The 25,471-nt window shown below is 54.9% G+C and carries 26 protein-coding genes; 11 read left to right on the top strand and 15 right to left on the bottom strand.

The window, feature by feature from the left end; genetic code table 11:
• The first annotated feature begins 76 nt into the window (after window positions 1–76).
• The 5 genes from rd (at window position 77) to DFT_RS23225 (ending at window position 2,837) form a co-directional block, all read left to right on the top strand.
• A complete protein-coding gene (rd, locus tag DFT_RS25320; RefSeq protein ID WP_076750840.1) occupies window positions 77–238 on the top strand; it encodes a rubredoxin in 162 nt (53 codons plus the stop codon).
• A gap of 76 nt (window positions 239–314) precedes the next feature.
• Window positions 315–1,508 carry an FprA family A-type flavoprotein gene (locus DFT_RS23240; protein WP_054033811.1) on the top strand — a complete coding sequence of 398 codons (1,194 nt, stop codon included), beginning with the start codon at window positions 315–317 and terminating at the stop codon, window positions 1,506–1,508.
• On the top strand, window positions 1,505–1,696 hold the full coding sequence (locus DFT_RS23235; RefSeq protein WP_054033809.1) for a ferredoxin: 192 nt from the start codon (window positions 1,505–1,507) through the stop codon (window positions 1,694–1,696). The genes DFT_RS23240 and DFT_RS23235 overlap by 4 nt, the downstream gene beginning before the upstream one ends.
• Window positions 1,697–1,736: 40 nt before the next feature.
• On the top strand, window positions 1,737–2,084 hold the full coding sequence (locus DFT_RS23230) for a DsrE family protein (RefSeq protein ID WP_054033807.1): 348 nt from the start codon (window positions 1,737–1,739) through the stop codon (window positions 2,082–2,084).
• 72 nt (window positions 2,085–2,156) lie between these two features.
• Window positions 2,157–2,837, top strand: coding sequence for a DVU0298 family protein (locus tag DFT_RS23225; protein WP_054033805.1), 681 nt, complete (start codon window positions 2,157–2,159; stop codon window positions 2,835–2,837).
• Here DFT_RS23225 and DFT_RS23220 read toward each other — a convergent pair.
• Window positions 2,814–3,599, bottom strand: a complete 786-nt coding sequence (locus tag DFT_RS23220) for a TatD family hydrolase (RefSeq protein WP_054033802.1) — start codon at window positions 3,597–3,599, stop codon at window positions 2,814–2,816. The genes DFT_RS23225 and DFT_RS23220 overlap by 24 nt on opposite strands.
• A gap of 322 nt (window positions 3,600–3,921) precedes the next feature.
• On the opposite strand from DFT_RS23220, the gene DFT_RS23215 reads away from it, so the two are divergent.
• The 3 genes from DFT_RS23215 to DFT_RS23205 all read left to right on the top strand — a co-directional run bounded on the left by DFT_RS23215 (window position 3,922) and on the right by DFT_RS23205 (window position 6,945).
• Window positions 3,922–4,752 (top strand): sulfide/dihydroorotate dehydrogenase-like FAD/NAD-binding protein, encoded by an 831-nt coding sequence (locus DFT_RS23215; protein WP_054033801.1) that lies wholly within the window; start codon window positions 3,922–3,924, stop codon window positions 4,750–4,752.
• 116 nt (window positions 4,753–4,868) lie between these two features.
• Window positions 4,869–6,272 (top strand): NADPH-dependent glutamate synthase, encoded by a 1,404-nt coding sequence (gene gltA / locus DFT_RS23210; RefSeq protein ID WP_054033799.1) that lies wholly within the window; start codon window positions 4,869–4,871, stop codon window positions 6,270–6,272.
• Between the two features lie 229 nt (window positions 6,273–6,501).
• Window positions 6,502–6,945, top strand: a complete 444-nt coding sequence (locus DFT_RS23205; protein WP_054033797.1) for an Hsp20/alpha crystallin family protein — start codon at window positions 6,502–6,504, stop codon at window positions 6,943–6,945.
• 89 nt (window positions 6,946–7,034) lie between these two features.
• Here the strand turns inward: DFT_RS23205 and DFT_RS23200 are convergent, their stop codons facing one another.
• On the bottom strand, window positions 7,035–8,363 hold the full coding sequence (locus DFT_RS23200; protein WP_054033796.1) for a nicotinate phosphoribosyltransferase: 1,329 nt from the start codon (window positions 8,361–8,363) through the stop codon (window positions 7,035–7,037).
• A 9-nt stretch (window positions 8,364–8,372) separates the two neighbouring features.
• Window positions 8,373–8,894 (bottom strand): cysteine hydrolase family protein, encoded by a 522-nt coding sequence (locus tag DFT_RS23195; protein ID WP_054033795.1) that lies wholly within the window; start codon window positions 8,892–8,894, stop codon window positions 8,373–8,375.
• Window positions 8,895–9,094: 200 nt separating this feature from the next.
• On the opposite strand from DFT_RS23195, the gene DFT_RS23190 reads away from it, so the two are divergent.
• Entirely contained in the window at window positions 9,095–9,817 is a 723-nt protein-coding gene (locus DFT_RS23190) for a GAF domain-containing protein (protein WP_054033794.1), read from the top strand.
• 825 nt (window positions 9,818–10,642) lie between these two features.
• Entirely contained in the window at window positions 10,643–12,280 is a 1,638-nt protein-coding gene (locus tag DFT_RS23185; RefSeq protein WP_054033793.1) for a glutamate synthase-related protein, read from the top strand.
• A 74-nt stretch (window positions 12,281–12,354) separates the two neighbouring features.
• On the opposite strand, the gene flgM is transcribed toward DFT_RS23185, so the two are convergent.
• The 5 genes from flgM to DFT_RS26045 all read right to left on the bottom strand — a co-directional run bounded on the left by flgM (window position 12,355) and on the right by DFT_RS26045 (window position 15,609).
• The gene (gene flgM / locus DFT_RS23180; protein WP_054033792.1) at window positions 12,355–12,654 is read right to left on the bottom strand and encodes a flagellar biosynthesis anti-sigma factor FlgM; all 300 of its coding nucleotides are present in this window, start codon (window positions 12,652–12,654) and stop codon (window positions 12,355–12,357) included.
• Window positions 12,655–12,672: 18 nt separating this feature from the next.
• Entirely contained in the window at window positions 12,673–13,173 is a 501-nt protein-coding gene (locus tag DFT_RS23175) for a Slp family lipoprotein (protein ID WP_054033790.1), read from the bottom strand.
• 99 nt (window positions 13,174–13,272) lie between these two features.
• Window positions 13,273–13,809 carry a Slp family lipoprotein gene (locus DFT_RS23170; protein WP_054033788.1) on the bottom strand — a complete coding sequence of 179 codons (537 nt, stop codon included), beginning with the start codon at window positions 13,807–13,809 and terminating at the stop codon, window positions 13,273–13,275.
• A gap of 105 nt (window positions 13,810–13,914) precedes the next feature.
• Complete coding sequence (locus DFT_RS23165) at window positions 13,915–14,919, bottom strand: autotransporter domain-containing protein (protein ID WP_161807239.1); 1,005 nt, start codon at window positions 14,917–14,919, stop codon at window positions 13,915–13,917.
• 174 nt (window positions 14,920–15,093) lie between these two features.
• Window positions 15,094–15,609: a hypothetical protein gene (locus tag DFT_RS26045; protein ID WP_152972125.1), complete on the bottom strand. Its 516-nt coding sequence runs from the start codon at window positions 15,607–15,609 to the stop codon at window positions 15,094–15,096.
• Window positions 15,610–15,668: 59 nt separating this feature from the next.
• Between DFT_RS26045 and DFT_RS23155 the strand changes: the two genes are divergently transcribed.
• Window positions 15,669–16,070, top strand: a complete 402-nt coding sequence (locus DFT_RS23155) for a response regulator (RefSeq protein ID WP_054033782.1) — start codon at window positions 15,669–15,671, stop codon at window positions 16,068–16,070.
• 112 nt (window positions 16,071–16,182) lie between these two features.
• On the opposite strand, the gene ahcY is transcribed toward DFT_RS23155, so the two are convergent.
• From ahcY to DFT_RS23120, 7 genes are all read right to left on the bottom strand, one after another.
• On the bottom strand, window positions 16,183–17,637 hold the full coding sequence (gene ahcY, locus DFT_RS23150; protein ID WP_054033780.1) for an adenosylhomocysteinase: 1,455 nt from the start codon (window positions 17,635–17,637) through the stop codon (window positions 16,183–16,185).
• Window positions 17,638–17,746: 109 nt separating this feature from the next.
• The gene (gene metK / locus DFT_RS23145) at window positions 17,747–18,916 is read right to left on the bottom strand and encodes a methionine adenosyltransferase (RefSeq protein WP_054033778.1); all 1,170 of its coding nucleotides are present in this window, start codon (window positions 18,914–18,916) and stop codon (window positions 17,747–17,749) included.
• A gap of 339 nt (window positions 18,917–19,255) precedes the next feature.
• Window positions 19,256–19,873, bottom strand: coding sequence for a cytidylate kinase-like family protein (locus DFT_RS23140; RefSeq protein WP_054033776.1), 618 nt, complete (start codon window positions 19,871–19,873; stop codon window positions 19,256–19,258).
• A 45-nt stretch (window positions 19,874–19,918) separates the two neighbouring features.
• Window positions 19,919–20,800: a universal stress protein gene (locus DFT_RS23135; protein WP_054033774.1), complete on the bottom strand. Its 882-nt coding sequence runs from the start codon at window positions 20,798–20,800 to the stop codon at window positions 19,919–19,921.
• A 30-nt stretch (window positions 20,801–20,830) separates the two neighbouring features.
• Window positions 20,831–21,223: a response regulator gene (locus DFT_RS23130; protein WP_054033773.1), complete on the bottom strand. Its 393-nt coding sequence runs from the start codon at window positions 21,221–21,223 to the stop codon at window positions 20,831–20,833.
• A gap of 132 nt (window positions 21,224–21,355) precedes the next feature.
• A complete protein-coding gene (locus DFT_RS23125; RefSeq protein ID WP_054033771.1) occupies window positions 21,356–22,909 on the bottom strand; it encodes an ATP-binding response regulator in 1,554 nt (517 codons plus the stop codon).
• A complete protein-coding gene (locus DFT_RS23120; RefSeq protein WP_054033769.1) occupies window positions 22,884–25,466 on the bottom strand; it encodes a GAF domain-containing sensor histidine kinase in 2,583 nt (860 codons plus the stop codon). The genes DFT_RS23125 and DFT_RS23120 overlap by 26 nt, the downstream gene beginning before the upstream one ends.
• Window positions 25,467–25,471: the final 5 nt, after the last annotated feature.

The raw sequence follows: 25,471 nt of genomic DNA, 5'->3' as shown, positions 1-25,471 counted from the left end.
GGGGGTGGCGGCTGTTTCGTGCAGGGGATGGGCATTGACATCGACAAGGATGACTAAAACAAGGAGGTTGAGCACGATGGACCGTTATGTATGCACGATTTGCGGGTATGTTTATGATCCAGAACAGGGTGATCCGGACAACGGCGTGGAGCCCGGTACCCCATTCAAGGACGTGCCTGGTGATTGGGTCTGCCCGGTTTGCGGTGCGTCCAAAGATGAGTTTGAAAAAGAGGAGTAGAATCGAAACGATTGTCTTGGGGATGCCCTTTTTGCCAGCGTAAAAAGGGCATCGCCTTTTTTTGAGGGAAAGCAGCATGAAACCCATTGAAATTGCAAGTGGTATTTACGACGTCGGCGTCAACGACTGGAATATCGATGACTTCCACGGGTACTCCACACCTTTGGGAACCAGCTACAATTCATTTTTGGTCCTGGACGAGAAGGTGACGCTGATCGATACGGTCAAGAAAGAATTTGCCGACCAGCTGATCGCCAACATCGCTCAGATCGTGGACCCGCATAAGATCGACTATGTGATCAGCAACCACACCGAAATGGATCATTCGGGGAGTCTCACCCGCGTGATGCATCGCATCGGAGAAGATAAACCGGTTTACTGCTCCAGGATGGGCGCCAAGAATCTGGCCCTGCACTTTGCGCCCAAACTCAATTACCAACCCGTCACGGACGGTCAGGAGCTGAGTCTGGGGCGCAGGACCCTCTCTTTTCTGGAAACCCGCATGGTGCACTGGCCCGACAGCATGTTCACCTACTTGAAAGAGGATAAGATCCTCTTCTCGAGTGATGGTTTTGGTCAACACTACGCCGGATTCGAAAAGTTCGACGACGTGGTGGGCCATACGATCATGCCGCATGCCAAGAAGTACTTTGCCAACATTTTGCTCCTCTATGCCCCATTGATTCTCAAACTCATCGAAAAAGTGGTCCAGATGGGTTTGGAGATCAAGATGATCTGTCCCGACCATGGCGTGATCTGGCGCACGGCGCCGGAGAAGATCATCGACGCGTATGGGGAGTGGAGCAAGCAGACGCCCAAACGCAAGGCCGTGCTGGTATACGATACCATGTGGCACAGCACCGAAAGAATGGCCGACGCCATCGCCGCCGGGCTCAGCGCGGAAGGCATACAGGTGCGTCCCATGTATCTTCGCAAGTGGCATCGCAGCGACATCATGACCGAAGTGTTGGATGCCAAGGCCGTGGTCGTCGGCTCTCCCACGCTGAACAACGGGCTTTTTCCCACGGTCAGCGATTTTCTGACCTACATGAAGGGACTCAAACCGGTGGGAAAAATCGGCGCTGCCTTTGGTTCATACGGATGGAGTGGTGAAGCCGCCAAACTCATCACCCAGGAACTCGAAACCATGAAGTTCGACATCATCGAGCCGGTCCGCCAGCAGTATGTGCCCTCAGATGCCGCTCTGGAAGAGAGCTACGCCTTCGGCCAGGCCATCGGACGCAGTATCAACGCGCAGGTTCCCGCATGAAACGACCGGTCGTGGATATGGCCGCCTGCACCCTTTGCATGGGGTGTGTGGCGGTCTGCCCGGAAGTGTTCAGCCTGAACGACGCGGGTTATATCGCCGTGGCCGATCTGACTGTGTATCCCCAGGCCTGCGTGGACGAGGGCGCCAAGTACTGCCCGGAAGATGCCATCTCCTGGGAAGAAGAGTAGGGCAAAATTTCAACCCATTATCCCGGTCTTGGAGTGAACGATGAAAAAAATGGTGCTGTTCGTCTTCAATGGCGATCCCATGTGTTTCATTCATGTGCTGCTCAACGCGCTGGACATGCAAACGCGCGGTGATGAGGGTCGCATCGTCGTGGAGGGAGCGGCCACGCGCCTGATCGGTGAATTGGCCAAGCCTGATCACGCCTTGTATGCCCTTTGGGAAAAGGTCAAGCAGGCGGGTCTGGTGGAAGGGGTCTGCAAGGCCTGCTCTCTGAAGATGGGAACTCTGCAGGCCGCTCAGGATCAGGGGTTGACCCTGCTGGACGAGATGAACGGCCATCCGAGCATGGCCCGCTATCGCCAGGAGGGGTATGAGTTGATCACATTTTAGGGTCGGTCCGGAATCCGTGTCCCCAGATATGGGCATTCAGCTTCAATTCTTTATGTCCCGATTTTTTTTGCAATGGCCCTGCGCCAATTAAAACAAGAGGTTCTTCGGCTGTTCCAGGCCAAAGATCTGGCCACGGCGATGAAGGCGGTCGCGGCGATGCCGGCGCGCCAGGTGGTCAATCCGCTTTTCGGACTCCTTTACCATGGCGATCCAAGGGTGCGCTGGTATGCGGTGGCGGCCATGGGCGAGGTGGTGTCGGCGCTGGCCGATCGCGACATGGAATCGGCCCGTGTGATCATGCGACGCCTGATGTGGAATCTCAACGATGAATCGGGCGGCATCGGCTGGGGATCGCCGGAAGCCATGGGAGAAATCATGGCGCGCCACGGCGGGCTGGCCCGGGAGTATGCTTCGATTCTCGTATCCTACCTGGATCCAAACGGCAATCATCTCGAGCACGAAGGTCTACAGGCGGGATTGCTCTGGGCCGTGGGGCGTCTGGCCCGCATTCGTCCCGACCTGGTGGAGGACGCCCGAGAGTTGCTCGTCATCCATTTCACTTCGAACAATCCCCGCCTGCGCGGCATGGCGTTGTGGGCGTCACTCGCCCTGAGGCCGAGGCCCGACGTGGGGCGTCTTTTGCATCCCTTGTGTGCCGACCCGGCCGAGATAGCGATATTTCAAGATGGCGAATTGATATTCATGCGCCTCGGCGATCTTGCCGCCGAATTACTCCCCGGGGATATGGAATAGGCGACAGGTATTGGTCCAGGTCGCCGATGCCATCTCTTCGGCGGACACCTGGCGGATTTCAGCCAGCTTGAACAGCACCGTGCGAACAAATGCGGGTTCGTTACGGCGAAACTTGTTTCGTTCCGGGGTGGGAGTCAGATAGGGGGCATCGGTTTCCACCAGCAGCTGTTCTACCGGTATTCGCCGCACCATGCGGCGCAGGGTTTCACCGCGGGTCTTGACGGTCAATATGCCCGTGATGCCGATGCAAAGCCCCATTGAGAGATAGGCATCGAGTTCGTCATCCGTGCCGGAGAAGCAATGGACCACCCCCTGGCGATGGGGTCCCCAATGGGGTTTGAGCAGCTGCAGGAACCGCCCCTCGCTGTCTCGTTCGTGAAATATCATGGGCAGGCCGGCGGCCTCGGACGCCTCGATCTGGCGCACAAACCAGTACTCCTGGTCACTTTGAGGGGAATACATGCGATTGAAGTCCAGTCCGATTTCCCCCCAAGCCTTGACCCGTTTGTCTTCAGCGAGCGCACCGAACGCCGCGATCTTCTCTTCATTGCCGCTTTTCGCATCATGGGGGTGCAGACCAACCGAAGCGTACACGTTGTCGAACCGGTGGGCGATTGAGACCCCTTTTTGAGACGTGTCCAGGTCGATACCGACCTGCATCATGGCACACACCTCGGCCGCATGGGCCCGGCGGATCACCTCGTCCAGATCATTGTCGTAACTCTTGTCGTCCAAATGGCAGTGGCTGTCGAATATCTTCATCGTTTCTCTACGGATATTAAAATTGTGAGCCTCTTCTCTGCAAACCCGCCATCGGATACCATTGAACACGATTTGAATCAACCTGCTCCGTCAAGCCTCAGCGATTCGAACTGAATGCTATTCATTAAACCCGGCGTGGAAGGAGCAGGTGGCCGACGCCACAAGTCAAGCGGTCAAGTGCCGGTGGTTGGCGGGCGCGCTCTTCAACTCCGCCCAAATTGGTAGTACCGGTTATTCTTTAAAAACCCTTATCTATGCTTTTCTTTTTGATTAAAAGGCGCTATGGAATTTTTGAATCGATGGTAATACCAAAGGAGGGATTATGTTTAAGATCCTGCGTCGCCAAGAGATGGCTAAAGGAACGGTAGTTCTCAATGAAATTGAAGCACCTTTGATTGCAAACAAGGCAAAGCCGGGACAGTTTGTGATCCTCAAGGCCAATGAAACCGGAGAGCGGATTCCATTGACCATGGCCGATAGCGATCCCAAAAAGGGTACTATAACGGTGATTTACATGGTAGTCGGGAAATCCACGGCGCTTTTCCGTGATCTCAAAGAGGGCGAGGGGTATCAAGACGTCATCGGCCCCCTGGGACGCCCAACCCATATCGAAAAGGTGGGCAACGTGCTGTGCGTGGGCGGCGGGACCGGGGTGGCCGTTCTCCATCCCATCACGCGGGCTCTGAAGCAGGCTGGGAATCACGTCACCTGCGTGATCGGTGCCCGAAACAAAGACTTGTTGATCCTCGAAGACGAGATGCGCGCCGCATCCACCACCCTGCACGTCTGCACCGATGACGGTTCATATGGACATCACGGATTTGTCACCCAAGTGGTCGAGGAGATACTCAAGAAAGAGACCGTTCAGCAGGCCGTCGCCATCGGTCCCGTGCCCATGATGAAGGCGGTTTGCAACATCACCAAGGCTTTTAATGTTCCCACCCTGGTCAGCCTCAATCCGATCATGATCGACGGCACCGGGATGTGCGGCGGATGCCGGGTCACGGTGGGCCAAAAGACCAAGTTTGCCTGTGTGGATGGGCCTGAGTTTGACGGCCATCAGGTCAACTTCGATGAGTTGATGCTGCGCCTGAAGGCGTACTGCGAAGAAGAGAAGCACTGCTACGAAGATTACTGCCGACTCACGGATTGAACAGGCGAGCGATGATGTTGCTGCGGTGCCGATATTTATAAAGCCGGCATCCCAGCGGCTCTTGCGACGATTTATAACTGCAGCTGCAGGCTGATGTTTCCCGAACAGGAGGTGTCATGGCGGAAAAAACTGAGCAAACCGGCCGCGTACCCATGCCCGAACAGGCCCCTGAAATTCGCAAACGCAATTTTGATGAAGTCCCCACCGGCTACACCGTGAAGATGGCCCAGGAAGAGGCGGCCCGATGTATTCAATGTAAAAAGCCGGGATGTGTGACCGGCTGCCCCGTAGGGGTGGACATCCCCGGTTTCATCCATTTGATCACCGAGGGTGACCTGACCGGTGCGATTCGGCATATTTGGACCCGCAACGCCCTTCCGGCGGTCTGTGGACGAGTATGTCCCCAGGAGATCCAATGTGAAGGCAATTGCGTCATGGCCAAGAAGGGAAAGCCGATCGCCATCGGCAACCTGGAACGCTTCTGCGCCGATTACGAACGGGAGCACGGGACGGGCGCATTACCGCCAAAAGCGGCTTCCACCGGCAAGCGAGTCGCCGTGGTGGGCTCCGGCCCGTCAGGATTGACCGTGGCCGGTGATTTGATTCTCAAGGGGCACGATGTCACCGTCATGGAAGCATTTCATAAACCCGGCGGTGTGCTGGTTTACGGCATTCCCGAATTCAGGCTCCCCAAGGCCATCGTAGCCCAGGAGGTCAATTTTCTCGAACGATTGGGTGTCAAGGTGCAATGCGACACCGTCGTCGGTCGCACCGTTTCCCTGGACGAATTGTTCGAGCAGGGCTACGATGCCATTTATCTGGGGGTCGGTGCGGGCCTGCCGCGTTTCATGAATATTCCCGGTGAAAACCTGATCGGCATCCTTTCGGCCAACGAATACCTAACCCGGGCCAACCTCATGAAGGCCTATAAATTCCCAGACGTGGACACACCGATTCCCCTGGGAAAAAACGTGGTCGTGCTGGGTGCCGGCAATGTGGCCATGGACTCGGCCCGCACGGCCATGCGCCTGGGCGCTGATACGGTTCGCATCGTCTATCGCCGTTCCCGGGAAGAGATGCCGGCCCGTAAAGCGGAAATCCACCATGCCGAAGAAGAGGGCATCGAATTTTTCCTGCTCACCAACCCTGTCGAATATCTGGGCGATGCCAGCGGGCGTCTTACGGGAATGCGCTGCCTGAAGATGGAGCTGGGTGAACCCGATGACTCGGGGCGCCGTCGGCCCATACCGATCAAGGGATCGGAATTTGAAATGGAGACCGATTTGGTGATCGTGGCGGTCGGTTCCGGGGCCAACCCGTTGCTGACCCAATCCACACCCGATCTGGCCCTTAATAAATGGGGCTATATCGTCACCGAACAGGAGACTGGCAAGACCTCGAAAAGAGGCGTTTGGGCCGGTGGGGATATCGTCACCGGCGCAGCCACCGTCATCCTGGCCATGGGGGCGGGGCGTGCGTCCGCCAATTCGATGCACAGCTATTTGACCTTGGGGTGGTAGTCCTAAGAGATTTCTGGCGTTCGACGGCCATCCGGTTTCCGGATGGCCGTTTTGTGTTCTTGGTGGAGTGGCCGGTAAACTGGCGGCAATGGTTCATTACTAATATTTTTACACTAAAAAAGTAATGCAATTTTATTGACATGACACTACTCTTGTTTATTTTTTAGGTAAAACGGGTGACAAAAAAGACCCTGTGAGTTTCTAATTAAGGTGAACAGGAGGTGTGCTTATGGAACTGATGAAATGGACCCCCACAATAGATTTGTTCAACGCTTACAGCCGCTTCAATTCATTGTGGGATCAATTTTTCGCGTCTGGCCCGACTTCGGCCAGCCGAGAAAGCCTGTGGAACTGGAATCCAGCGGTGGATGTATATGAAAACGATGATGCCATCGTCGTGAAAGCCGAATTGCCCGGCGTGGACAAAGATAAGATCGCAGTCGATATTCAGGGGCGCACATTGACGCTGAAGGGCGAACGTTCCTCGGAAAACGAGGTGAAAGAGGAAAATTACTATCGAAAGGAGCGCGTGCACGGGCGGTTTGAACGTTCGTTTGCACTGCCTGCGGATGTGGATCCTGAATCCGTCAAAGCGCAATTCAAGGATGGCGTGCTGACCATTGAGGTACCCAAGCCTGAAGACCGTAAGCCCAAACAGATAACGGTTCATTGATCTGTTGATGGCCTGACAGGGGGGCGATAAGCGGCATAACATGCCTCGGCCGGCGGGTTGAAAAAGCCCCCGGCCGATTTTTTTATTCGCTAGTGATGGATCTGCTGTTGCAAAGCGGCCAGCTGCTTGCTGACCCGCACGGGAAATCTCGCCGGTGCCTCGAGAGCCTTGAAGGCATCGGGAATTGCCTTGAATTGGCGCTGGAAGCGGTCACGGATCTGGGACAGGCTCGGTTGGGCCGCAAGACGGCGACCCGATCGCATCATGGGCGCCAGCAAGGGTTCGGCGTCCTCAATGGTTTCGCCGCGTTTCGCGATAATGTCCTCGACCATTTGGCCCGTCTCGCTCGAAAAACGACGATAGACCTGTTTTTGACCAGCCAGGGTCACTTTTCCTGTGGACAGTTTGCGTACCGGCCGCTCATCGATTTGAACCAGCTTGTAGACCAGATCCATGTAGGGGGAATCGGCCGACACGCCGACCTTGGTTCCCACGCCGAAAGCGTCTATGGGGGCACCCTGGGCCAGGGCCTCGGCCAGACCGAATTCGTCGAACCCACCGCTGGCAAAAATCTGAACCTCCCGGCAGCCGCCGTCATCGAGAATGCGGCGCACCTGGCGGCTCAAATCGATCATATCGCCGCTATCCAGACGGACTCCCTTGAGTTGGCTCCCTTTCGCTCTCATCTCATGGGCTACCTCGACGGCGAGATGGGCCCCCTGAACGGTGTCATACGTGTCGATCAGCAGGATGGTTTTTTCGGGAAACAGCCGCGCATATGTGCGAAAGGCATCGATTTCGTTAGGAAACGCCTGGACAAACGAGTGGGCCATGGTGCCGGACACCGGAATCCCATATCGCTGACCAGCGAGTACATTGCTGGTCGCATCGAATCCGGAAAGATAAGTGCTGCGTGCGACGGTCATGCCGGCATCCGTGCCCTGGGTGCGGCGCAGGGAAAAATCGATGAGACCTCTCCCCTGGGCCACATGGACGCAGCGGGCCCCCTTGGTGGCGATCATGGTGGCCAACCCGACGGCGTTGATCAGATAGGTCTCGACCAGTTGGCTCTCTATGATCGGCGCCGTTACCTCCATGATCGGTTCATCGGCAAAGAAAGGTGTGCCTTCCGCCAGCGCCCACACTTCACCGTTGAAGCGCATGCCGGCCAGGAAATTTAAAAAGTCGTCTGAAAAGAGTTTCAGGTCGGACAGATAGGCGATATCCTGATCTTCGAAATGAAGACTCTCAAGAAAATCCAAGGCGTTTTGTATACCCGCAGCCACATAGAAACCCCGGTGAGGATCCTTGCGCGTGAACAGGGAAAAGGTTCCCTTTCCCTTGACGCCGCTTTGAAAATAGGCGGCCGACATGGTCAGTTCATACAAATCGGTGAGCATCGGGCTCGATGGTGTCATGGGGGTCTCTTATGAAATGTCGGCTCCGTAGAGCTGTTTCATGCGATTGAGCGCGAAATCATGGAAGTTTGCATCGAAATCGGCCACACCCGCCTCCGGAACCCGCACGGCATAGTCTCGATTGGCGAGTCCACCGACGGTATCCATGACACAGATGGACGTGCACACGCCCACCACCTCGACCTTTTCGGGCTGGATCGCCGACAAGATGCGGTCCAGATCGGTACCATAGAAGCCGCTGTAACGGGTTTTGGAAATGATCGTCTCACCCTCCCGGGGGGCCAGTTCATCGATAATGCGGCTGCCCCAGGTGCCGGCCACACAGTGTTGTGGAAAGCGCTCGAATTCCTTGTCGTCCGGGGCATGGGCATCTTGAAGGTAAATCACCGGATCGTCGGAGCGGCGATAATCGGCCAGCCGTTCCCTGATGAAGGGAACGATGTCCCGGGCCGATGCACCACAATAGAGGGCACCTTCGCTCTGAATGAAATCATTGAGCATGTCGATGATGATCAAAACCCGTTTGGCCATGGTCGTTTCCTCTTGCTGACGATCTATTTTAGGGAGCACTTTCGAGGGAGCAAGGCGAACGATGGCAAGACGACGGCTTGCCCCTTGAATTTTATATTTGTTTCCGAATATAGTGCATTTCTAAAACAAATTTGAACGATACTATTATTTTAACCCTTTTTGACATAACCGCAACGGACATGGAAGCGATTTTCACATAAATGGATAAAATCCTCAGCCAAACCTACGATGATTATATACAGGCATTGAGCGACATCAGCCATGCCATCACCTCGGATCTATATCTCGAGGACTTGCTCAAGCTTATCGTCATGGTGACCGCCAAGGTGACCGGGGTGGATATCTGTTCCCTGTGGCTGATCGATGAAACGGTGGCGCCACCCAAAATCCGCCTGAAAGCCACCCAGGCCATCGCGCCCGAATATGTCAAGGATCGCAGTCTCAATCTGGACGAGGGGGTCGTTGGCCATGTGGCCACCCATCGCAAGCCGCTGATCATCAAAAACGTTCTGCGAAACCGCCGGTTTAAGGAAAAGGAGATGGCGCGGCAAATGGGTTTGGTCTCCATGGTGGGAGTCCCCTTGATGCTCAAAAACGACAAGGTCATCGGCGTGCTCAACTGTTTTACCATGGAGGCCTACGATTTTTCCAAGACCGAAGTCAATCTTCTGACCGCGGTGGCCAACCAGGCTGCGGTGGCCATTTTAAATACCGAACTGATGGTCAAGACCCAGGTGATCCAGGAGGAGCTCGAAACCCGCAAACTGGTGGAACGCGCCAAAGAGATTCTCATGCAGCGTATGAATATACAGGGGGACGAGGCCTATCGCTGGTTGCGCAAGAAAAGTATGGATTCGCGAAAATCCATGCGTCGGGTGGCCGAAGCGGTGATGCTGTCAGAGGAGCTGAACACCGATACCTAACCAGTGTCCATCCACAAATGTCCAATTTGCCCGATATCGGCGTTGCACGAAAGATTTAATCCTCGGAAAATAAACTATATGCCTGCGGTTAAATTTTTCGTGCGCCTTGATCTCGACCAAATTTGCCTATTTGTGGACGGACACTGACTATTGCCCAGCAGTTCTAACTGAATGCGATTCACCTTGAAGGGCGCGTCTTCCAAAGTTTTTTGATACAAAAATTCGCATGGCAATGGAGATGGCAGGCGTGGGTGGGGCAGGTGGCCAGGGCCACGTGAGCCTGCGGTCTTAGCGCCAGTTAAATGCAAACGGCGGACAAGCGGCCCAGACTGTTTGTGCACAGCGAGTTTCTGGGCCGCCCGCCGTGCATTTTGCCGGCACTTGACCGCTTGGCGTGTGGCATCGGCCACCTGTCCCACACACGCCGGGTCTACTGAATCGAGTTCAGTTAGAATCCCTGACTAGTGCCCATCCACAACGGATAGATTTTGAAGCCCTTTTATTATTTCGATCCATCGAGGCCCGCGTGGGTCTTTTTTCTTGACTAACGAATTAAGTGAAACTAAATATGGCTGACATTGTTTAGTGGCCGGTCAATGGAGACCGGTCGGCAGTTTCATTAGATCGATGCCGCACATCGGCGTGCGCTAAAAATTACCAATAAAAGACAAAGGCGTCTGCGTGCTCTCGTATCGAGAGGCAGATGCCTTTTTTTGTCTGTTGGGCGGCTGAATCCAACCGGCATCCTCCAGTCCACTTGTTATTCGAGCCGGAAGGCTTTGAGGTATCAACAATTTATTATTGCAGAGAGAAGGAGAATAAACCATGCGATTTGACAAAAGAAATGATGTGCTCGGGACCGTGAACCGGGGCAATGTGGCCGAATCCGGCTTGTGCACCCTGTGCCGTGCCGATTGCGAAGGCAAATGCGAAACCTGGCTCTCCAGCCTGGTGGGCCGCAAGCTGCTCTACCCCCGGGATTTCGGTTTGGTCACGGCGGGTGCCAACAACACAACCCATGTGGGCGTCTCTTATAACGCTCTGCGCATCCAGGGATATGCCTACGGTGCGCATGGGATCAAAGACACCCTGTCCAAGGATCCCGATGATTGCATTTTTCCCAATGTCGATCTGACCGCCGAATTCGGCAACGAAATCAAGACGAAGGCGCGAATTCCCTTGATGACCGGCGCCCTGGGCTCCACCTTCATCGCGGCCAAGTATTGGGATTCCTTTGCCGTGGGTGGTGCCCTGGTGGGAATGCCCATTGTCATCGGAGAGAACGTGGTCGGTGTGGACCGCGCTTCTGAAATCAAGAAAGGAAAGATCTCCAAGGCTCCTGAGCTGGATCGGCGCATCGATATCTACTTGCGCTATTTCGACGGTTTTGGGGGCATTTTTGTCCAGATGAACGTGGAGGACACCCGCAACGGCGTGGCCGAGTATGTGGCCGAAAAGTATGGTGACAAGTGCATCATCGAACTCAAATGGGGGCAGGGCGCAAAGGATATCGGCGGTGAGATCCAGGTCACCAGCATCGACTACGCCCTTTTCCTGAAAAAGCGCGGTTACGTGGTCGATCCGAACCCCGAATTGCCCGAAGTGCAAGAGGCCTTTGAAAAGGGAGCCATCCGCTCGTTCGCACGCCACAGCCGCCTGGGCGGCACCAACCTGGACAGCGTGGATCTGGTGCGCGAAGATTTCATGAAAACGGTGGAATACCTGCGCAGCCTGGGTTTTAAACGGATCTCCTTGAAGACCGGATCTTACGGCATGGAGGAGTTGGCCATGGCCATCAAATTCGCCTCCGACGCCAAACTGGATCTTCTGACCATCGACGGATCGGGCGGTGGCACGGGAATGAGTCCCTGGAACATGATGCAGAGCTGGGGCGTGCCCTCCATCCTCCTGCATGCAAAGGCCCATGAATACGCCAGCATCCTGGCGGCCAAGGGTCAGCGGGTGGTGGATCTCTCCTTTGCCGGCGGATTTGCCCTGGAAGACAGCATCTTCAAGGCCCTGGCCCTGGGAGCACCCTATACCAAGATGGTCTGCATGGGCCGGGCCGTGATGATTCCCGGGTATCTGGGGGCCAATATCGAGGGGGCGCTTCATCCGGAACGCAAGGCCGCGGTGAGCGGCAACTGGGATCGCCTGCCAAAGAGCGTGACCGACATCGGCGCAACGCCAGACGAGATTTTTGCCAGCTACTTCGATATCCAGAAGAAGATCGGCAAGGACGAAATGAAAAAGATTCCGTACGGTGCCATGGCCTTTTGGACTCTGGCCGACAAGCTCTCCTGCGGATTGCAGCAGTTGATGGCCGGCGCACGCAAATTCTCATTGAACCAGATTCGTCGCACCGATATTTTTGCGGCCAACCGCGAAACGGCTCGCGAGACCGGAATTGCGCATTGTTCGGATGTCAACGACGAATTCGCCAGGAAGATCCTCGCAAGATAACCTGGCTCGGCTGGATGGATATACACCGCGCGTTGCCCGGCCGGGCAACGCGCGGTGTTTTTTTGACTCTCGGCTCAGTCGGCCTGTTTAAGAAGAGATTCTGTCAGGAGGTTGGCGGCCGCATGCTTGGCGTCCACCTGGTAGGTGCCTTCCTTGATTTGGGATTTGATTCGGTTCACTTTATCGATATCGACGTCGGGCAGCTGGCGTACCAATTGCTGTGCGGCCTGCAACTCCCTTGCCCTTTCAGACAACTGCACGCGGTCCGTTCCCGTCGCAGCGGCCGGCGGTGGGTTACCGGTTTTCTGGGGGCCAGAACCCGCCGTGATCCCCTGTTTGGCATAAACCGCCGGCATTTCATTTGATATTTTCATGTAGAACTCCTTGATGGGCTAAAAGGTGGTGCCGACCCCAATGCCGAAATGAAAACGGGGCCCACTGTCCGTCTGCGGCGGCCACTTTTTGATCTCCTCAGGAACGATTACCGGATAGCGATACGGCATTTTACCGATGGTTCGCTCTTCTCCACCCTGAACTTGACCGACCACCGTGATCAAGGTGCCGGCCGGGTAAATGGCCGGATCGAGAAAATCTTCCGACCGGACGATGTATCGCCCCTCAGATTGATCGCTGTCGGTCGGCCGGTCCGAGGCGTTGAGGGGCAACTGCAAAACGGTCAGTTCGGTTTGATCGCCCATGGGTTGAACTTCGATGATTTTTCCGCCCAGCAGCACGATTTCACCCGCCGCCTTGTCCGGTGCTTGTTGAAGCGCCTGAAACGCTCCCGAGTAGGTCACCTTCGATCGGGCCTGCTCGGAGATGCCTCCGGCACAACCGACAATCCACCCCATCAGGAGCACCATGGGCAGTTTCCACATCACGCTTTTTCGCATCGCTTTATCCTGCTCGTTGGGGCCGGTCTGACGACATGCCCATTTTGTATCCATCCCTCAAGGTACTTCTAACCAATGGATGCTACCGGGGTGCTACCGCTACCACCAATAGGGCCTGTAAGGATAGCCCCACCCCCATGGTCGGTAATAGTAGGGAGGACCCCAATAATCCCAGTAGGGATCATACGGCACCACCTTTTGCTCTGGCCACAGGTGAATGTGGGTCATGTCTATGTGAAGGTAGGGAAACGGGAATTTGCCCGGTTCCGTTCGTGAGCTGGCGACGATTTTGCCTGCAGCCGTAATTTTTCGGTCTTTCTGGTACACCTCCGGGTCGATGAATCCCCTGTAGGTGATGATCAAGCGCCCCTGGGACAAATCCCGTGCTTTGGGTTCCTGGCCGCTGCCCAATTCGGTTTGGACCGCTACGATCCGGCTTTGATCCGCTTCATTGGACACCTCGACGATGTACCCGCCCACGATGACCGTTTGCCCGCGATATTGATCGGCTTCCTGAATCAATGTGCGAAAGGGCAGGTCGGTGATGGCGTCGTCGGTCACCTCCGGCGGCATGACGGCGCAGGCATATACGCTGATGATCACGGCAAAACATATGACGGTATGTCGAAGCTTCATCGTTGCAGTCCATTGGTTAACTATATTAATTTTAAAACATCGCCGATAAAAAGCAAGAACTGGTTTGACGCTTTGAAAGGTCTCGATTGGCGAGGGGTGTGGAGATCAAAAGAAGCGGCAATCGAATCCCATCATGATACTGCGGGATTCCCAGGTCACTTTGTTGAGCCGGGAGGTCCGGGGAGGAAGGTTGACTTTGTACATGGTGGCGTCCCCTTGATCGGTGGTCCAACGGGTATAGGTGGCGGACAGGTTGATTCTCACCAGCGGATGGATGGGGATGTGACAGGTGGCCGTTACGCTGCCCCCGCGGGCATCGGCCTCGTGCTTGAAACTCTTCGGATGCGCCAAATCCTGCCTCAGGTTCCAATCGGCATCGGCCTCATAGTCCCCCCAAAAGTGATAAACCAGGTTCAGCTCCCATTCGATGGGTGGCACCTGGGTGGGCCGTTCGGCCATCGTATAGCGCAGGTCGCATCCAATCCACAATCCCATCCAGCGGGTGCAATAGGTGCTGTCCAGTCGACTGTCCAGGGGACCGATGTCCGGCGTCAAGCCCGGTTTTTCACTGATCACCTGGTATCCGTCGGTAATCCGGAAGTTCTGATAATGCAGGGACATGCCGATCATGGGTGCGAAAAAAAGCCGATTTTCCAGGAAGTGAAAGGCATAACCGCCGCCTGCGCTCAAGTCGTAGAGTTCGTCGTCATCGGTATCGCTGATGGAACGGGAATACTCCTGGGTACGGTTATCACCGTCATAATCCGAGTCCCGCACCTCGCCGTTTCGAATCCAGGCCATGCCGGCGCGGCCGCGTAAATATAAATGTCGATGGACGAGAAGCCGGCCGCTCAGGGTGAGTTGGTGACTCAGCACGTCTTTCCATTTCAGCTCGGAACGGACGTTTGGATCGGTTCCGTCGGCGTTTCCTGCAATGGACCAATCCAGTTCATCAAATCGAAGACCCGCGTTGAGTTGGATGCTGGCATCGAGGTGTTCAGACATGCTGCGGTAAAGGGTCGGCCGTTCACTAGAGGGAAGTTCACTGTTTTTACCTCTGGCGGTGGGTTCGGTCGGAGAGAGGGGCGCTGCGACTGCCTGTACGACCATCACGATCCAGATGGTGAATGGAAAAACCCACTGAAGGGCTTTCACAGACCGAAGGTGGTGCATCCGCTATTCGTTCCTTTGCCGGCTCATCATCCGATTCGGGTCGTACGAAACATTTTCATCTGAAGGCGTCGTGGGCGTCGATGGAAACAGCGCCCGCCTTTAATGACATATTTATTTGAGGGAATCCATCTCTTTCCTGGGAAAGGAGCCTAATTTGGCTTTTCCTTGACTAAACGCAGCCGAATCGCTTAAAAGGAATCCAGCCTTGTCGGCGGTGCTTTCAGAGCTGCGTTGCGCGAATGAACAGGAGTGATATCGATGAGTCGCTGTGGGATTCGATGTGGGGCACCAGCGCAAGATATGCGTTCCATGACCGATGAAGACATTTTCATCTTGCAGTTGAAATTGCTGATCGTTATGGCCAAAGCTTATCTGAATGGATATCCTCTTGGCGAACGACGCAAAGCGGCTGTGAATGAAACCGCCCGAATGGTTTTCTATCAAGCCCTCCACCATGCCAACCGATGTGAAACCATCCCCGCCGATAAAGCAAAACGCACCAACGATGTTTACACCCATCTGTTTTATCAGCGCATTCAGTTGCTGGCCGTCATGGCGCTCTCGTTTGCGGCCGGCAATCGGCTGGAGGGGTACCGGCGGCGGGCTTTGGAAGACAATATCGGCCATATCTGTGGTCGTCTGGCCGGGAATCCAGAGCTGGCGGATATGCCTATTCTCAAAGTTGCGTGAGGATCGCCATCATAGACAATGTCCAAATCGCAGTTGTTGATCACGAGCGCTTGACACGGGAATTCATCGTCAACGTGATGATGTACAGTGTCAACCGGGATATTCTCGTCTTTGAGAGCGCATCGGCCATGGATGCCTATCTGAAATCGGGACACCGGGCTCATCTGATTTTCGTCCAGCTCCATCTGCCCGGCAAGAGCGGCTTTGAGTTGTTGCGCCACTTGAAGCGAACGCATCCAGATATCTATCTTATAGCCCTTTCCGCCAATCCGGCCGATGAAGTCGCGGCCATCGATCTGGGGGCGGATGTTTTTTTGGGGCTTCCGTTTGCGCTTCAGGATCTGTTTGACATCGTTCAGCGATTTGTCGTCGAAAACCCCAAGGCCCAAGTGGCCTGAGCCAAGCGGTCAATGCGATAGGGATCATTGGGCGGCTTCATTGTTCCTGAAAGAAAATATAAAGGCGGTACCCATGCGGGAACCGCCTTTTTTAATTTAAATCAAGTCGTTGCTAATACCGATAGTGATCCGGCTTGAACGGTCCCTCCTGTGGCACACCCAGGTAGTCGGCCTGTTTTTTGGTCAATTGGGTCAGTTTCACGCCCAGTCGCTCCAGGTGCAGTCGGGCCACCTCTTCATCAAGCTTTTTAGAAAGGGTGTACACCTTTTTATCGTGGGGTTCCTTGGCCAGTGCGATTTGTGCCAGGCACTGGTTGGTGAAGCTGTTGCTCATGACAAAGCTGGGGTGACCGGTGGCGCAACCGAGGTTGACCAGGCGACCTTCGGCCAGCACGATAATCGATCGTCCCGACTTGAGGCGCCAGCGGTCGACCTGGGGTTTGATCCTTTCCCGGGTGCAGTGGTCCGATTTTTCCAGATAACGCATCTCGATTTCACTATCGAAGTGTCCGATGTTGCAAATGATCGCTTCGTCTTTCATCTGCTCCATGTGACTGCCGCGAATGACGTCGCAGCAACCGGTAGCCGTGACGAAGATATCACCCTGTGTGACGGCCTCTTCCAGGGTGGTCACTTCATACCCCTCCATGGCCGCCTGCAGCGCACAGATGGGGTCGACCTCGGTGATCAGGACGCGGGCACCATAACCGCGCATGGAGTGGGCGCAGCCCTTGCCCACATCCCCGTAGCCGCAAACCACAACCACTTTGCCGGCCATCATCACGTCCGTGGCACGCTTGATGCCGTCCGCCAAGGATTCCCGACATCCGTATAGATTGTCGAATTTGGACTTGGTCACCGAATCATTCACATTGAACGCAGGAAAAAGCAGTTCCCCTTCGCGTTGCAGCTGATAGAGGCGGTGCACGCCCGTGGTGGTCTCCTCAGATACCCCGCGCACCTTGGCCGCGATGCGTGTCCAGAATTGAGGGTCGCGGGCATGGCTCACCTTCAATCGCTCCATGAGCAGCCGCATGTCTTCACTGTCATAGGCTTTTTCCAAAAGGCTTGCGTCTTTTTCCACCGCGACCCCCTGATGGATATAGAGGGTGGCGTCACCCCCGTCGTCGACGAGAAGGTCCGGTCCACTGCCATCGGGCCAGATCAGGGCCTGTTCAGTGCACCACCAGTATTCCTGGAGGGTTTCGCCCTTCCAGGCGAACACGGCGGCCGAACCTTTTTCGGCGATGGCGGCCGCGGCATGATCCTGGGTGCTGAAAATATTGCACGACGCCCAACGGATGTCCGCTCCCAGAATTTTCAAGGTGTCGATCAGCATGGCGGTTTGAATGGTCATGTGCAGGCTGCCCATGACCTTCATGCCTTTGAGGGGCTTGGCCTGGCCATATTTTTCGCGCACGGCCATCAGGCCGGGCATCTCTCTTTCAGATAACGCCATCTCCTTGTGGCCCAGTTGGGCCAATCCGATATCGGCCACCTTGTATGGCAGCGAAGGGTCCACTTCGAGGGGCCTTTCCGGGCAGTTTGCTTTCGAAGCTAAAGGCATCCAAACTCCTCCTGTAATCCCGAATCGACCCATCGTGATGCGGTCGATCAGGTTGATATGATCGCAAAAATATACCTGATGTTAAGGTCTAATAAAAGAATGTCATCTCTTAAAGTCCCGCTTTTTCCTTCAGGATATCGACCTTGTCCGTCTTTTCCCATGAAAACTCGGGTTCACTGCGGCCGAAGTGACCGTAGGCAGAGGTCTTTCCATAGATGGGTCTCAATAAATCCAGCTGTTGGATAATGGCCGCCGGCCTTAAGTCAAACACCTCCGTAACGATTTGCCGGGCGCGACTTTCGGCGATGTTACCGGTGCCCATGAAATCGATCATGACCGACACGGGTTGGGCCACGCCGATGGCATAGGCCACCTGAACTTCGCATTTTTTTGCCAGCCCTGCGGCGACCAGGTTCTTGGCCACGTAGCGGCCCATATAACTGGCGCTTCGGTCGACCTTCGATGGATCCTTGCCGGAAAAACAACCGCCGCCGTGACTGCCTTGTCCGCCATAGGTGTCGACGATGATTTTACGTCCGGTCAAGCCGCAGTCGCCCATGGGCCCACCGATCACAAAACGGCCGGTCGGATTGATGAAATAGCGGGTATCACCATCGATCATGTCGCTCGGGATTACCTTTTTGATGACCTCTTCCACGATCGCCTCTTTGAGCCGGTCATAGCCCACCTCGGGGATGTGCTGGGAAGAAACCACGATGGTGTCGACCCGCAGCGGGGTACCGTTTTCATATTCTATGGTCACCTGGGATTTGCCGTCCGGCCTGAGAAAGTCCAGGATGCCGATTTTGCGAACCTGCGCCAGCCGCTGGGTCAGTTTATGGGCATACATGATCGGCATGGGCATCAGTTCCGGGGTATCATCGGTGGCAAATCCGAACATCAGCCCCTGGTCGCCGGCGCCTTGCTCCTTGTAGAGCCCTTCGCCCACATTGACACCCTGGGCAATGTCCGACGACTGGCGATCGAGGCTGGTGATCACCGAGCAGGTCTGCCAGTCGAAGCCCATTTGGGAAGAGTCGTATCCGATATTGCGAATGGTATGTCTTACGATATCGGGGATATTGACGTAGCAGGACGTGGTGATTTCGCCGGCGATAAATGCCAGTCCGGTGGTGACCAGGGTTTCGCATGCCACCCGGCAGGCGGTGTCCTGGGCCATGATGGCATCCAGGACCGCATCGGATATGGCGTCGGCGACCTTGTCCGGGTGTCCCTCGGTGACCGATTCTGATGTAAAGAAGTAGTGTTCTTTGTTCATTTATGACCCGCTCCTTGATAATAATGAGGCATTTTATGCAGGGGGAGTGATCCGCATCGATTGTTTACAAGCCATTTCAAAAGAGCTTTTGGGTTCAAGTTTGACATGGCTTGTGGTGAGCCGTACTATCGGCAAATAGACGACGGAAAGATGACGGCGCGTTGCATCGCCCTCATCCTGTCCGGAAGGTTGTTTGCCTGCAATCGACCGGCGGCAGACTATATCAAGGTGTGATGGCCTGTCAACGGAGATTCGGCGTTGGCGGTGGGGTTGCGCCAAGACGTCCGGTCCGCCGTTGCTTTTCCCCCAAGAGAAAGGTGGGGGGCTTTTCGTAGGGGCTCAGGCTTCTGGATTGACCATCTGGACCACAAGGCGCTCGGCATCCTCCAGCGGCACGCGGGCGGTGTTGATGACCAGGTGGTACAACTCCGGCTGGTCATAGTCTTGTTTGCTCAACTTGTGATAAAGGTTGGCCCTTCGTTTGTCATTGACCCTTACCAATTGGGCGGCACGCTGTTCGGTCATGTTGTAATGCGCCATGATAAAACGGACCCGATTTTCAAAGCTGTTGATCAACAGCACATGATAGGCTTCGGGCATGTCGCTCAGGATATACTGGCTCCCCCGTCCCAGAATCACCACGTTACCCTCTTCGGCCATATGGGAGATCAACACCACCAGGTAATCCAGGTAAATCTGTTCATCAATATAACCCCGCTCGTCTTTAAGGATCCGATCCACGAGCGGTTTGGATACCATTTTGTTGATAATGCGGGACAACCGACCGCCGGCCTCCTTTTCCACGGATTCCACCCATCCGGAAGATACCCGGGCCAGTTCGGCGATCTTTTGAACGATGTCTTCGTCCGCGAAGGTGTATCCCAATCGTTTTGCCACACGCTCACCCAGGGTTTTCCCCCCGGCACCAAATTTGCGTGATATGGTGATAACGGCCATGTTCTTCTTCCTCCTATGCCCCGATGGCAGCTGTTATGATCTCGTTCAGCTGGGTTTGGGCGGTGGAACGATCAATGTCGGGTAATCGGATTTTTCGGCGATATTCTGAGGCACACTGCCTAAAAAGCGTTCGACCCACTCCTGTTTCGCGGACGACCCCAGCACAATCAATGTGGCCTGGCAGTCCTTGGCGGCCCGTTCGATCTCTTTGATCGGATCGCCCACGTAGACGTGGGCGCGCGCATCGATGCCGACGCCCGCAAACCGGTCACAAATCTCTTCGAGCTTTTCACGTGCCGCTTTACGAACTTTTTGAACCGTCATAGAATTATCACCCTTGAGATCTTTTTCCTGGGCCACGTGTACCACATGGACCTGGTCCACGATGCCATTCAACGGTCTCAAATAGGCTTCCGCCCGGACACTGGCCGGCGACCAATCCGTAGCCAGCAGGATCCGTTCAAAGGGTCGGTCAAGTACCTCAATTTTGTCGGGCATGGGTTTGTAGACCAATACGGGTATGGAGGCCTGGCGTAGTACCTCGGTGACGTCGGAGCCGGAATAGAGCTGGTCGATGAAACGCTTTCGCGAGCGGCCCACCACGATGAGGTCGGCCTCCTCTTTGCGAGCGGCATCGAAGACCTGGCGAACCATGTTTCCGACCACGATATAGACGCCCACCTCCATCCCCTGTTCGAAAAGGGATTCGGCCCAATCGATGAATCGGATATTGGCGGTCTCGCGCAGACGTATCTCTTCTATTTTCTGGTATCCAAGGCCGCGATGCATGGAAACCTTTTCCCGTTCGATGACATTGACGAAGACAACATGATTCAATGACGCTTTGCGCAGCACGAGCAGGCTTTGCAACGCATCAAAGCTCAAGTCGTCAAACTTAGTGACAAATAGAAGTTTTTTGATATTCATGCGCAGGCCGATCTCCTGTTTTGCGGTCCGCTAGTGCAATATGTTCCGGATGGCCGTGGCGAGCTCCTCGGGCTCAACCGGCTTTTCCAGATAGGCTTCTGGTTCCGGCACCGCTGCCCCGCCGAATTCGGTCAGGGCTTTCTGGGAACGCAAAAAAGATTTCTGGGTGATACCAGACAAGATGATCACCGGGATTTTTTGGAGTTTCGGGTCCGTCTTGATGTGGCGAAACAACCTCACACCGCTCTCCTTGGGCATCAACACGTCCAGAATGACCAGATCGGGTTGCTCGCTTTTGACGATGGCCAAACCCTGTTCTCCGTCGGTTGCTTCCAGCGGTGTATACCCATGTTCTTCCAGGACGGTGACGCTGAAGAGTCTGACATCCGGATCGTCGTCCACCACGAGAACTTTTTTACCCATATGATTTTCCTCCTTGGCGCCGATTGAAGGTATTATTTCGATTTTGCCACTGGTCTCAATCCAATAGCCCGTTTTTGAATGCAAAGACAAATCGCGGGTAACATTCGCGATGGGCTTTCGTCACCGCGCGGTTCAGGTGCTCGATCCGGCGGCCGCTGCGCAGTGTCGCATGAACGGCAGGCAAAAGGCAAACGTAGTGCCGGCCCCTGGTTTCGATTGAACCGTGATGGTGCCGTGATGTTCCTTAACCAATTTACGGGTGACCAACAACCCCAATCCCGTGCCCCGGTGTCCCTTGGTGCTGAAGAACCGGGAAAACAATTTTTTTTGAACTTCCGGGCTCATCCCGCTTCCGTTATCGATTATTTCGAAGCAGATCTGATCGTTTTCCATGCGGTGAGTTCGAATCGTGACTCGCCATTGTTTGTCGGATTCCACCTCGAAGAGGCAGGCATCCAACGCATTGGATATCAGATTGGATAAGCATTGGTGCAAAATATGAGGATCCATGCAGACCGTGCCGACGGTGGGATCCAGATCGGTTTCGATGCGAATGTTGTACTGATCGGCGGTCGTTTGAACCATCTGGCGCACTTCCTGAACGATGGCATTGGGTTCACAAGGCACATATTCCGGATCGCGTTCTTTGGAGAAGGAGAGCAGGCCCATGACCAGGTCCGAAGTACGCGTGATGTTGCGCTGAATGATGTCCCATCCCTTCAACAATTTTTCATTGTCGTTTTTGGCAATTCCCAGATTGACCAGATAGGAGCCGCCTTTAAATCCATGTAGCAGGTTTTTGACGCCATGTGCCACACCGGCCACCGTCTGGCCGATGGCGGCCAGTCGCTCGGCGTGCAGCAGCTCCGCCTCTAGCCGTTTGATTTCGCGCAGGTCCTGATAAAAAGAGACCGACCCCATCAATTTACCTTTTTCCTTCAAGGGAGCGGCATAAAAACGAACCGGAATTCGCTCCCCGTCATTTGCCGTGACGATCGTCTCCACCCATTCGGTTGGCTTGGCTGTGCCGTTAGATGTGGGCAGAAGAGAAAAAAAACGGGCCAACTCGTCCGGAAGGAGTTCCGTGATGTACCTATCTTTCATATCTTCATCGGCATGACCGAAAATACGCTCGGCACCCGGATTGTAAATCACGATGCGCAGGTGGTCGTCGGTGGCGATGATCGCATCGTTGGAGCTTTCGATGAGCCGTGACAGAAAGTTGGATTGGCGGCGCAGTTCCTGGGTGGCGTGGGCCACTTTCTCTTCCAGCTCCTCGGTGTGGGCCTTGAGTTGACTGCGGATGGCCAGCTTCTCTTCGGCGCGACCTATGGCCACGGCCAGCACTTCATCGCGCACCGGTTTGTTGATAAAATCCGACGCCCCCAGTTTAAGGGCTTCGATGGCGTTGTCGATGTCGCCATGGCCGGTGATGATGATCACCTCTGCATCGGCTTCCAGGGATTTGATGTTGCGAAGTACTTCGATGCCGTCCATGCCCGGCATTTTAACGTCGGTCAGGACCAGATCGGGCGATTGAGTTTTGAACAGGCGCAGCCCCTCTTCTCCGCTCTTGGCGGTTATCACTTCGTAGCCATCGATGCGCAGGCTCATGGATAACACACGCAGAATATCCTGTTCATCATCGATGAGCAGAATCTTATGGATTTGACGATTCGTTGGCATCGCTGCATATCGGAAAAGTTAAAGTAAAGGTCGTTCCCACGCCCGTTTGGCTTCGAACATCGATGGTGCCATCATAGTCCTTGACAATGCCATAGCTGATGCTCACCCCCAATCCGGTGCCTTTTCCCACCTTTTTTGTGGTGAAAAAGGGCTCGAACAGCTTGCTTTTCGCTTCCTGGCTCATGCCGATGCCATTGTCCTCCACCGTCACAATGACTCTATCTCTTTCAGCGCGGCTTTTGATGACAAGGCGTTTGGCCATGCCTTGGTGTTCCGGCTGCTCGGCCTTCTCGTCCATTGCGTCGATGGCATTGGTGACCAGGTTGATGAAGACTTGTTCCAGGCGATTGTGGTCGGCCATGATGAAGGGTATATCGTCGTTCAAATTCAGGTCAAGGGCTATCTCATGCACTTTTATCTGGTGCCCTAAAACTTTGAAGACATCCCGTATGGGGTCGTTGATCTTGATCCTGTTTTTTACGACTTCCGACTGCCGCGCAAATTCCCGCACGTGCCGAATGATGCCCGTAGCCCGCGATACATTGGCGGTGATATCGTTGGCCATGTTGCTCAGGTCTTCGGACGGGATCGGCTGCTGCTTGTTGATCATTTTGAGCAGATAGTCGGCACAAATCTGGATTACGTTGAGAGGTTGATTGATCTCGTGGGCCATTCCGGCGGCCATCAATCCCAGGGTGGTCATTTTACTGGCCTGGATCAACTGGGTCTCTTTGTCGACGGTTTCCGAGATATCGGTGGTCGTGGCGATCAGGACGTCGCTTTCATCGTTCTGGGCGTGACTGACGTTGATGTTGACATAAAACGGCCGCCGGCCCTTGCGAAAATGGCGCCGTTTGGAAAAGAGAACGGATTGGCCGACGGCCAAATGCGTCAGCCCCGCTCGCACTTCGGTATCCTCCGGTTCTCCCAACTGCATGAACGGCATGCCATTGAACTCTTCGCGCGAATAACCGTAGCACTCTTTAGCCCGCTCGTTGATGTCCAGAATGTTCAGCGACTGCCGGTCGATGATGAAAATCGGATTGGGATCATTGTTGAAGAGGGAGCGATATTTGGCTTCAGACTTGATGTACTGCTCCTGGAGTACGGCGTTTTCAAGCGCTACGCCGATGCGGTTGCCAATCAACTCCAGAATGTGGCGCTCCCCCTCGTCATACGTTTTGGGTGTGCGGCTGGCGATCTGCATGACCCCCAACGTCTTTTTGTGCTTGGCGCTGATAGGGACATAGGCCAGTGATTGAAACCCCTTGTTGGCAAGGTCGGCCAGCAACGGCTGTTGTCTGGGATCAATTTTGTCGATCAAGGTCAGCGTGTCGTTTTGAGCCACCTCTCTAATGAGACGGTCATGCGGCTGAATCACGGGTTGGTCGGATCTGGTAAGACCATAGTGGTACTTGAGATGAAAACCATCGCCGTTATTACGCAAAAAAATAGAGATGTCATCGACTATTAGAAAATGCTGGATCTCTTTTAATGCTGCTTCGATGCGAAAATCGACGATCCAGGGTGCGCTCAGGGCCGTATAAATGGCGCACAGCGCGCTCAATTCTGAGGCATGCCGTTCTCTTTCCTGCTCGGCGCGCCTGTCTTCGGTTTTATCCCACAACGTTTCGATGGCGCCGGCGATGGTGCCATCCGGCGCCTTTATGGGTGCCGCCGTGAACCAGAGCCATTTGCCGCCGTCACCCACCTGTGGAAAGAAAACCTCTGCTTCGTAGGCGCCATCGATCATGCCGGACTTACGCCACTGGCTGCCATAGAGCTTTTCAATTTCGCCTTCATCGATTTGATCGATGATGACGTCGGCCATGGTCGGACGCTCACGTCGCCAAAACGGTGCCCACTGCCGATTGGTGCCGACGACCTGGTCGGCCGGAACGCCTGACATTTTTTCCAGCGCACGATTCCAGTGTGTGACGATATGGTCCCGGTTTATGACAAAGGTGGGGATCGTACTTCCCTGGATGATTTGGGACTGTGTCTTTTGAATCTCCAGTAGCGCCAGTTCCTTATCGCGGTAGCGTTCGTTGCGGCGCTTGATGATTTCGTTGAAGCAGTTGAAGGCCTGTTGAAACAATTCTTCCAGTTCATCCGGATCGTTGCGATGGGTTTCAAGCTCATCGAGGATCTGAAGTTGCAGGTTTTCCACCTGGATCGTATCCCACAGATAGCGGGCTACAGAATGATCGATGAGTTCCACATGGGCAGGTTTCGTTTTCTGGATGGCGGGGGCAAGATCGGCGTCGTTGGTGATTTCCAAGATCACCTGTAAATCAGGGAGGGTGTACAACGTTTCATAATCAGAGTTGGTGGCAATGCCGCACTGCCGGGCATACCGGGACCCCTCGGCTTCACGATCGATGTCCACTACGCACAGGATACGGGGCTTGATCGGATGGCGATCCTCTTCCTGAAAAAAATGCAGCAATATGTTGCAGAACTGGCCACCGCCGACAATGCCGACATTGGCCCCCCGCAGGCGCTTGATCACGCTGCTGGCGTTGCTGCAATTTTTTAACGTGCCCGGAGCATTCATGCCGT

Origin of the sequence: Desulfatitalea tepidiphila, from assembly GCF_001293685.1 — a bacterium.
In the GTDB taxonomy this organism is placed as follows: Bacteria; Desulfobacterota; Desulfobacteria; order Desulfobacterales; family Desulfosarcinaceae; genus Desulfatitalea; species Desulfatitalea tepidiphila.
The sequence above is the reverse complement of the archived record's forward strand: the minus strand, read 5'-3'. Positions and strand labels throughout refer to the sequence as shown.

Excerpts from the sequence above, each read along its gene's own strand:
- rd (WP_076750840.1), top strand. The coding sequence starts at position 77 with ATGGACCGTTATGTATGCACGATTTGCGGGTATGTTTATGATCCAGAA.
- DFT_RS23240 (WP_054033811.1), top strand. The coding sequence starts at position 315 with ATGAAACCCATTGAAATTGCAAGTGGTATTTACGACGTCGGCGTCAAC.
- DFT_RS23235 (WP_054033809.1), top strand. The coding sequence starts at position 1,505 with ATGAAACGACCGGTCGTGGATATGGCCGCCTGCACCCTTTGCATGGGG.
- DFT_RS23230 (WP_054033807.1), top strand. The coding sequence starts at position 1,737 with ATGAAAAAAATGGTGCTGTTCGTCTTCAATGGCGATCCCATGTGTTTC.
- DFT_RS23225 (WP_054033805.1), top strand. The coding sequence starts at position 2,157 with ATGGCCCTGCGCCAATTAAAACAAGAGGTTCTTCGGCTGTTCCAGGCC.
- DFT_RS23220 (WP_054033802.1), bottom strand. The coding sequence starts at position 3,599 with ATGAAGATATTCGACAGCCACTGCCATTTGGACGACAAGAGTTACGAC.
- DFT_RS23215 (WP_054033801.1), top strand. The coding sequence starts at position 3,922 with ATGTTTAAGATCCTGCGTCGCCAAGAGATGGCTAAAGGAACGGTAGTT.
- gltA (WP_054033799.1), top strand. The coding sequence starts at position 4,869 with ATGGCGGAAAAAACTGAGCAAACCGGCCGCGTACCCATGCCCGAACAG.
- DFT_RS23205 (WP_054033797.1), top strand. The coding sequence starts at position 6,502 with ATGGAACTGATGAAATGGACCCCCACAATAGATTTGTTCAACGCTTAC.
- DFT_RS23200 (WP_054033796.1), bottom strand. The coding sequence starts at position 8,363 with ATGACACCATCGAGCCCGATGCTCACCGATTTGTATGAACTGACCATG.
- DFT_RS23195 (WP_054033795.1), bottom strand. The coding sequence starts at position 8,894 with ATGGCCAAACGGGTTTTGATCATCATCGACATGCTCAATGATTTCATT.
- DFT_RS23190 (WP_054033794.1), top strand. The coding sequence starts at position 9,095 with ATGGATAAAATCCTCAGCCAAACCTACGATGATTATATACAGGCATTG.
- DFT_RS23185 (WP_054033793.1), top strand. The coding sequence starts at position 10,643 with ATGCGATTTGACAAAAGAAATGATGTGCTCGGGACCGTGAACCGGGGC.
- flgM (WP_054033792.1), bottom strand. The coding sequence starts at position 12,654 with ATGAAAATATCAAATGAAATGCCGGCGGTTTATGCCAAACAGGGGATC.
- DFT_RS23175 (WP_054033790.1), bottom strand. The coding sequence starts at position 13,173 with ATGCGAAAAAGCGTGATGTGGAAACTGCCCATGGTGCTCCTGATGGGG.
- DFT_RS23170 (WP_054033788.1), bottom strand. The coding sequence starts at position 13,809 with ATGAAGCTTCGACATACCGTCATATGTTTTGCCGTGATCATCAGCGTA.
- DFT_RS23165 (WP_161807239.1), bottom strand. The coding sequence starts at position 14,919 with ATGGTCGTACAGGCAGTCGCAGCGCCCCTCTCTCCGACCGAACCCACC.
- DFT_RS26045 (WP_152972125.1), bottom strand. The coding sequence starts at position 15,609 with ATGGCCGATATTGTCTTCCAAAGCCCGCCGCCGGTACCCCTCCAGCCG.
- ahcY (WP_054033780.1), bottom strand. The coding sequence starts at position 17,637 with ATGCCTTTAGCTTCGAAAGCAAACTGCCCGGAAAGGCCCCTCGAAGTG.
- metK (WP_054033778.1), bottom strand. The coding sequence starts at position 18,916 with ATGAACAAAGAACACTACTTCTTTACATCAGAATCGGTCACCGAGGGA.
- DFT_RS23140 (WP_054033776.1), bottom strand. The coding sequence starts at position 19,873 with ATGGCCGTTATCACCATATCACGCAAATTTGGTGCCGGGGGGAAAACC.
- DFT_RS23135 (WP_054033774.1), bottom strand. The coding sequence starts at position 20,800 with ATGAATATCAAAAAACTTCTATTTGTCACTAAGTTTGACGACTTGAGC.
- DFT_RS23130 (WP_054033773.1), bottom strand. The coding sequence starts at position 21,223 with ATGGGTAAAAAAGTTCTCGTGGTGGACGACGATCCGGATGTCAGACTC.
- DFT_RS23125 (WP_054033771.1), bottom strand. The coding sequence starts at position 22,909 with ATGCCAACGAATCGTCAAATCCATAAGATTCTGCTCATCGATGATGAA.
- DFT_RS23120 (WP_054033769.1), bottom strand. The coding sequence starts at position 25,466 with ATGAATGCTCCGGGCACGTTAAAAAATTGCAGCAACGCCAGCAGCGTG.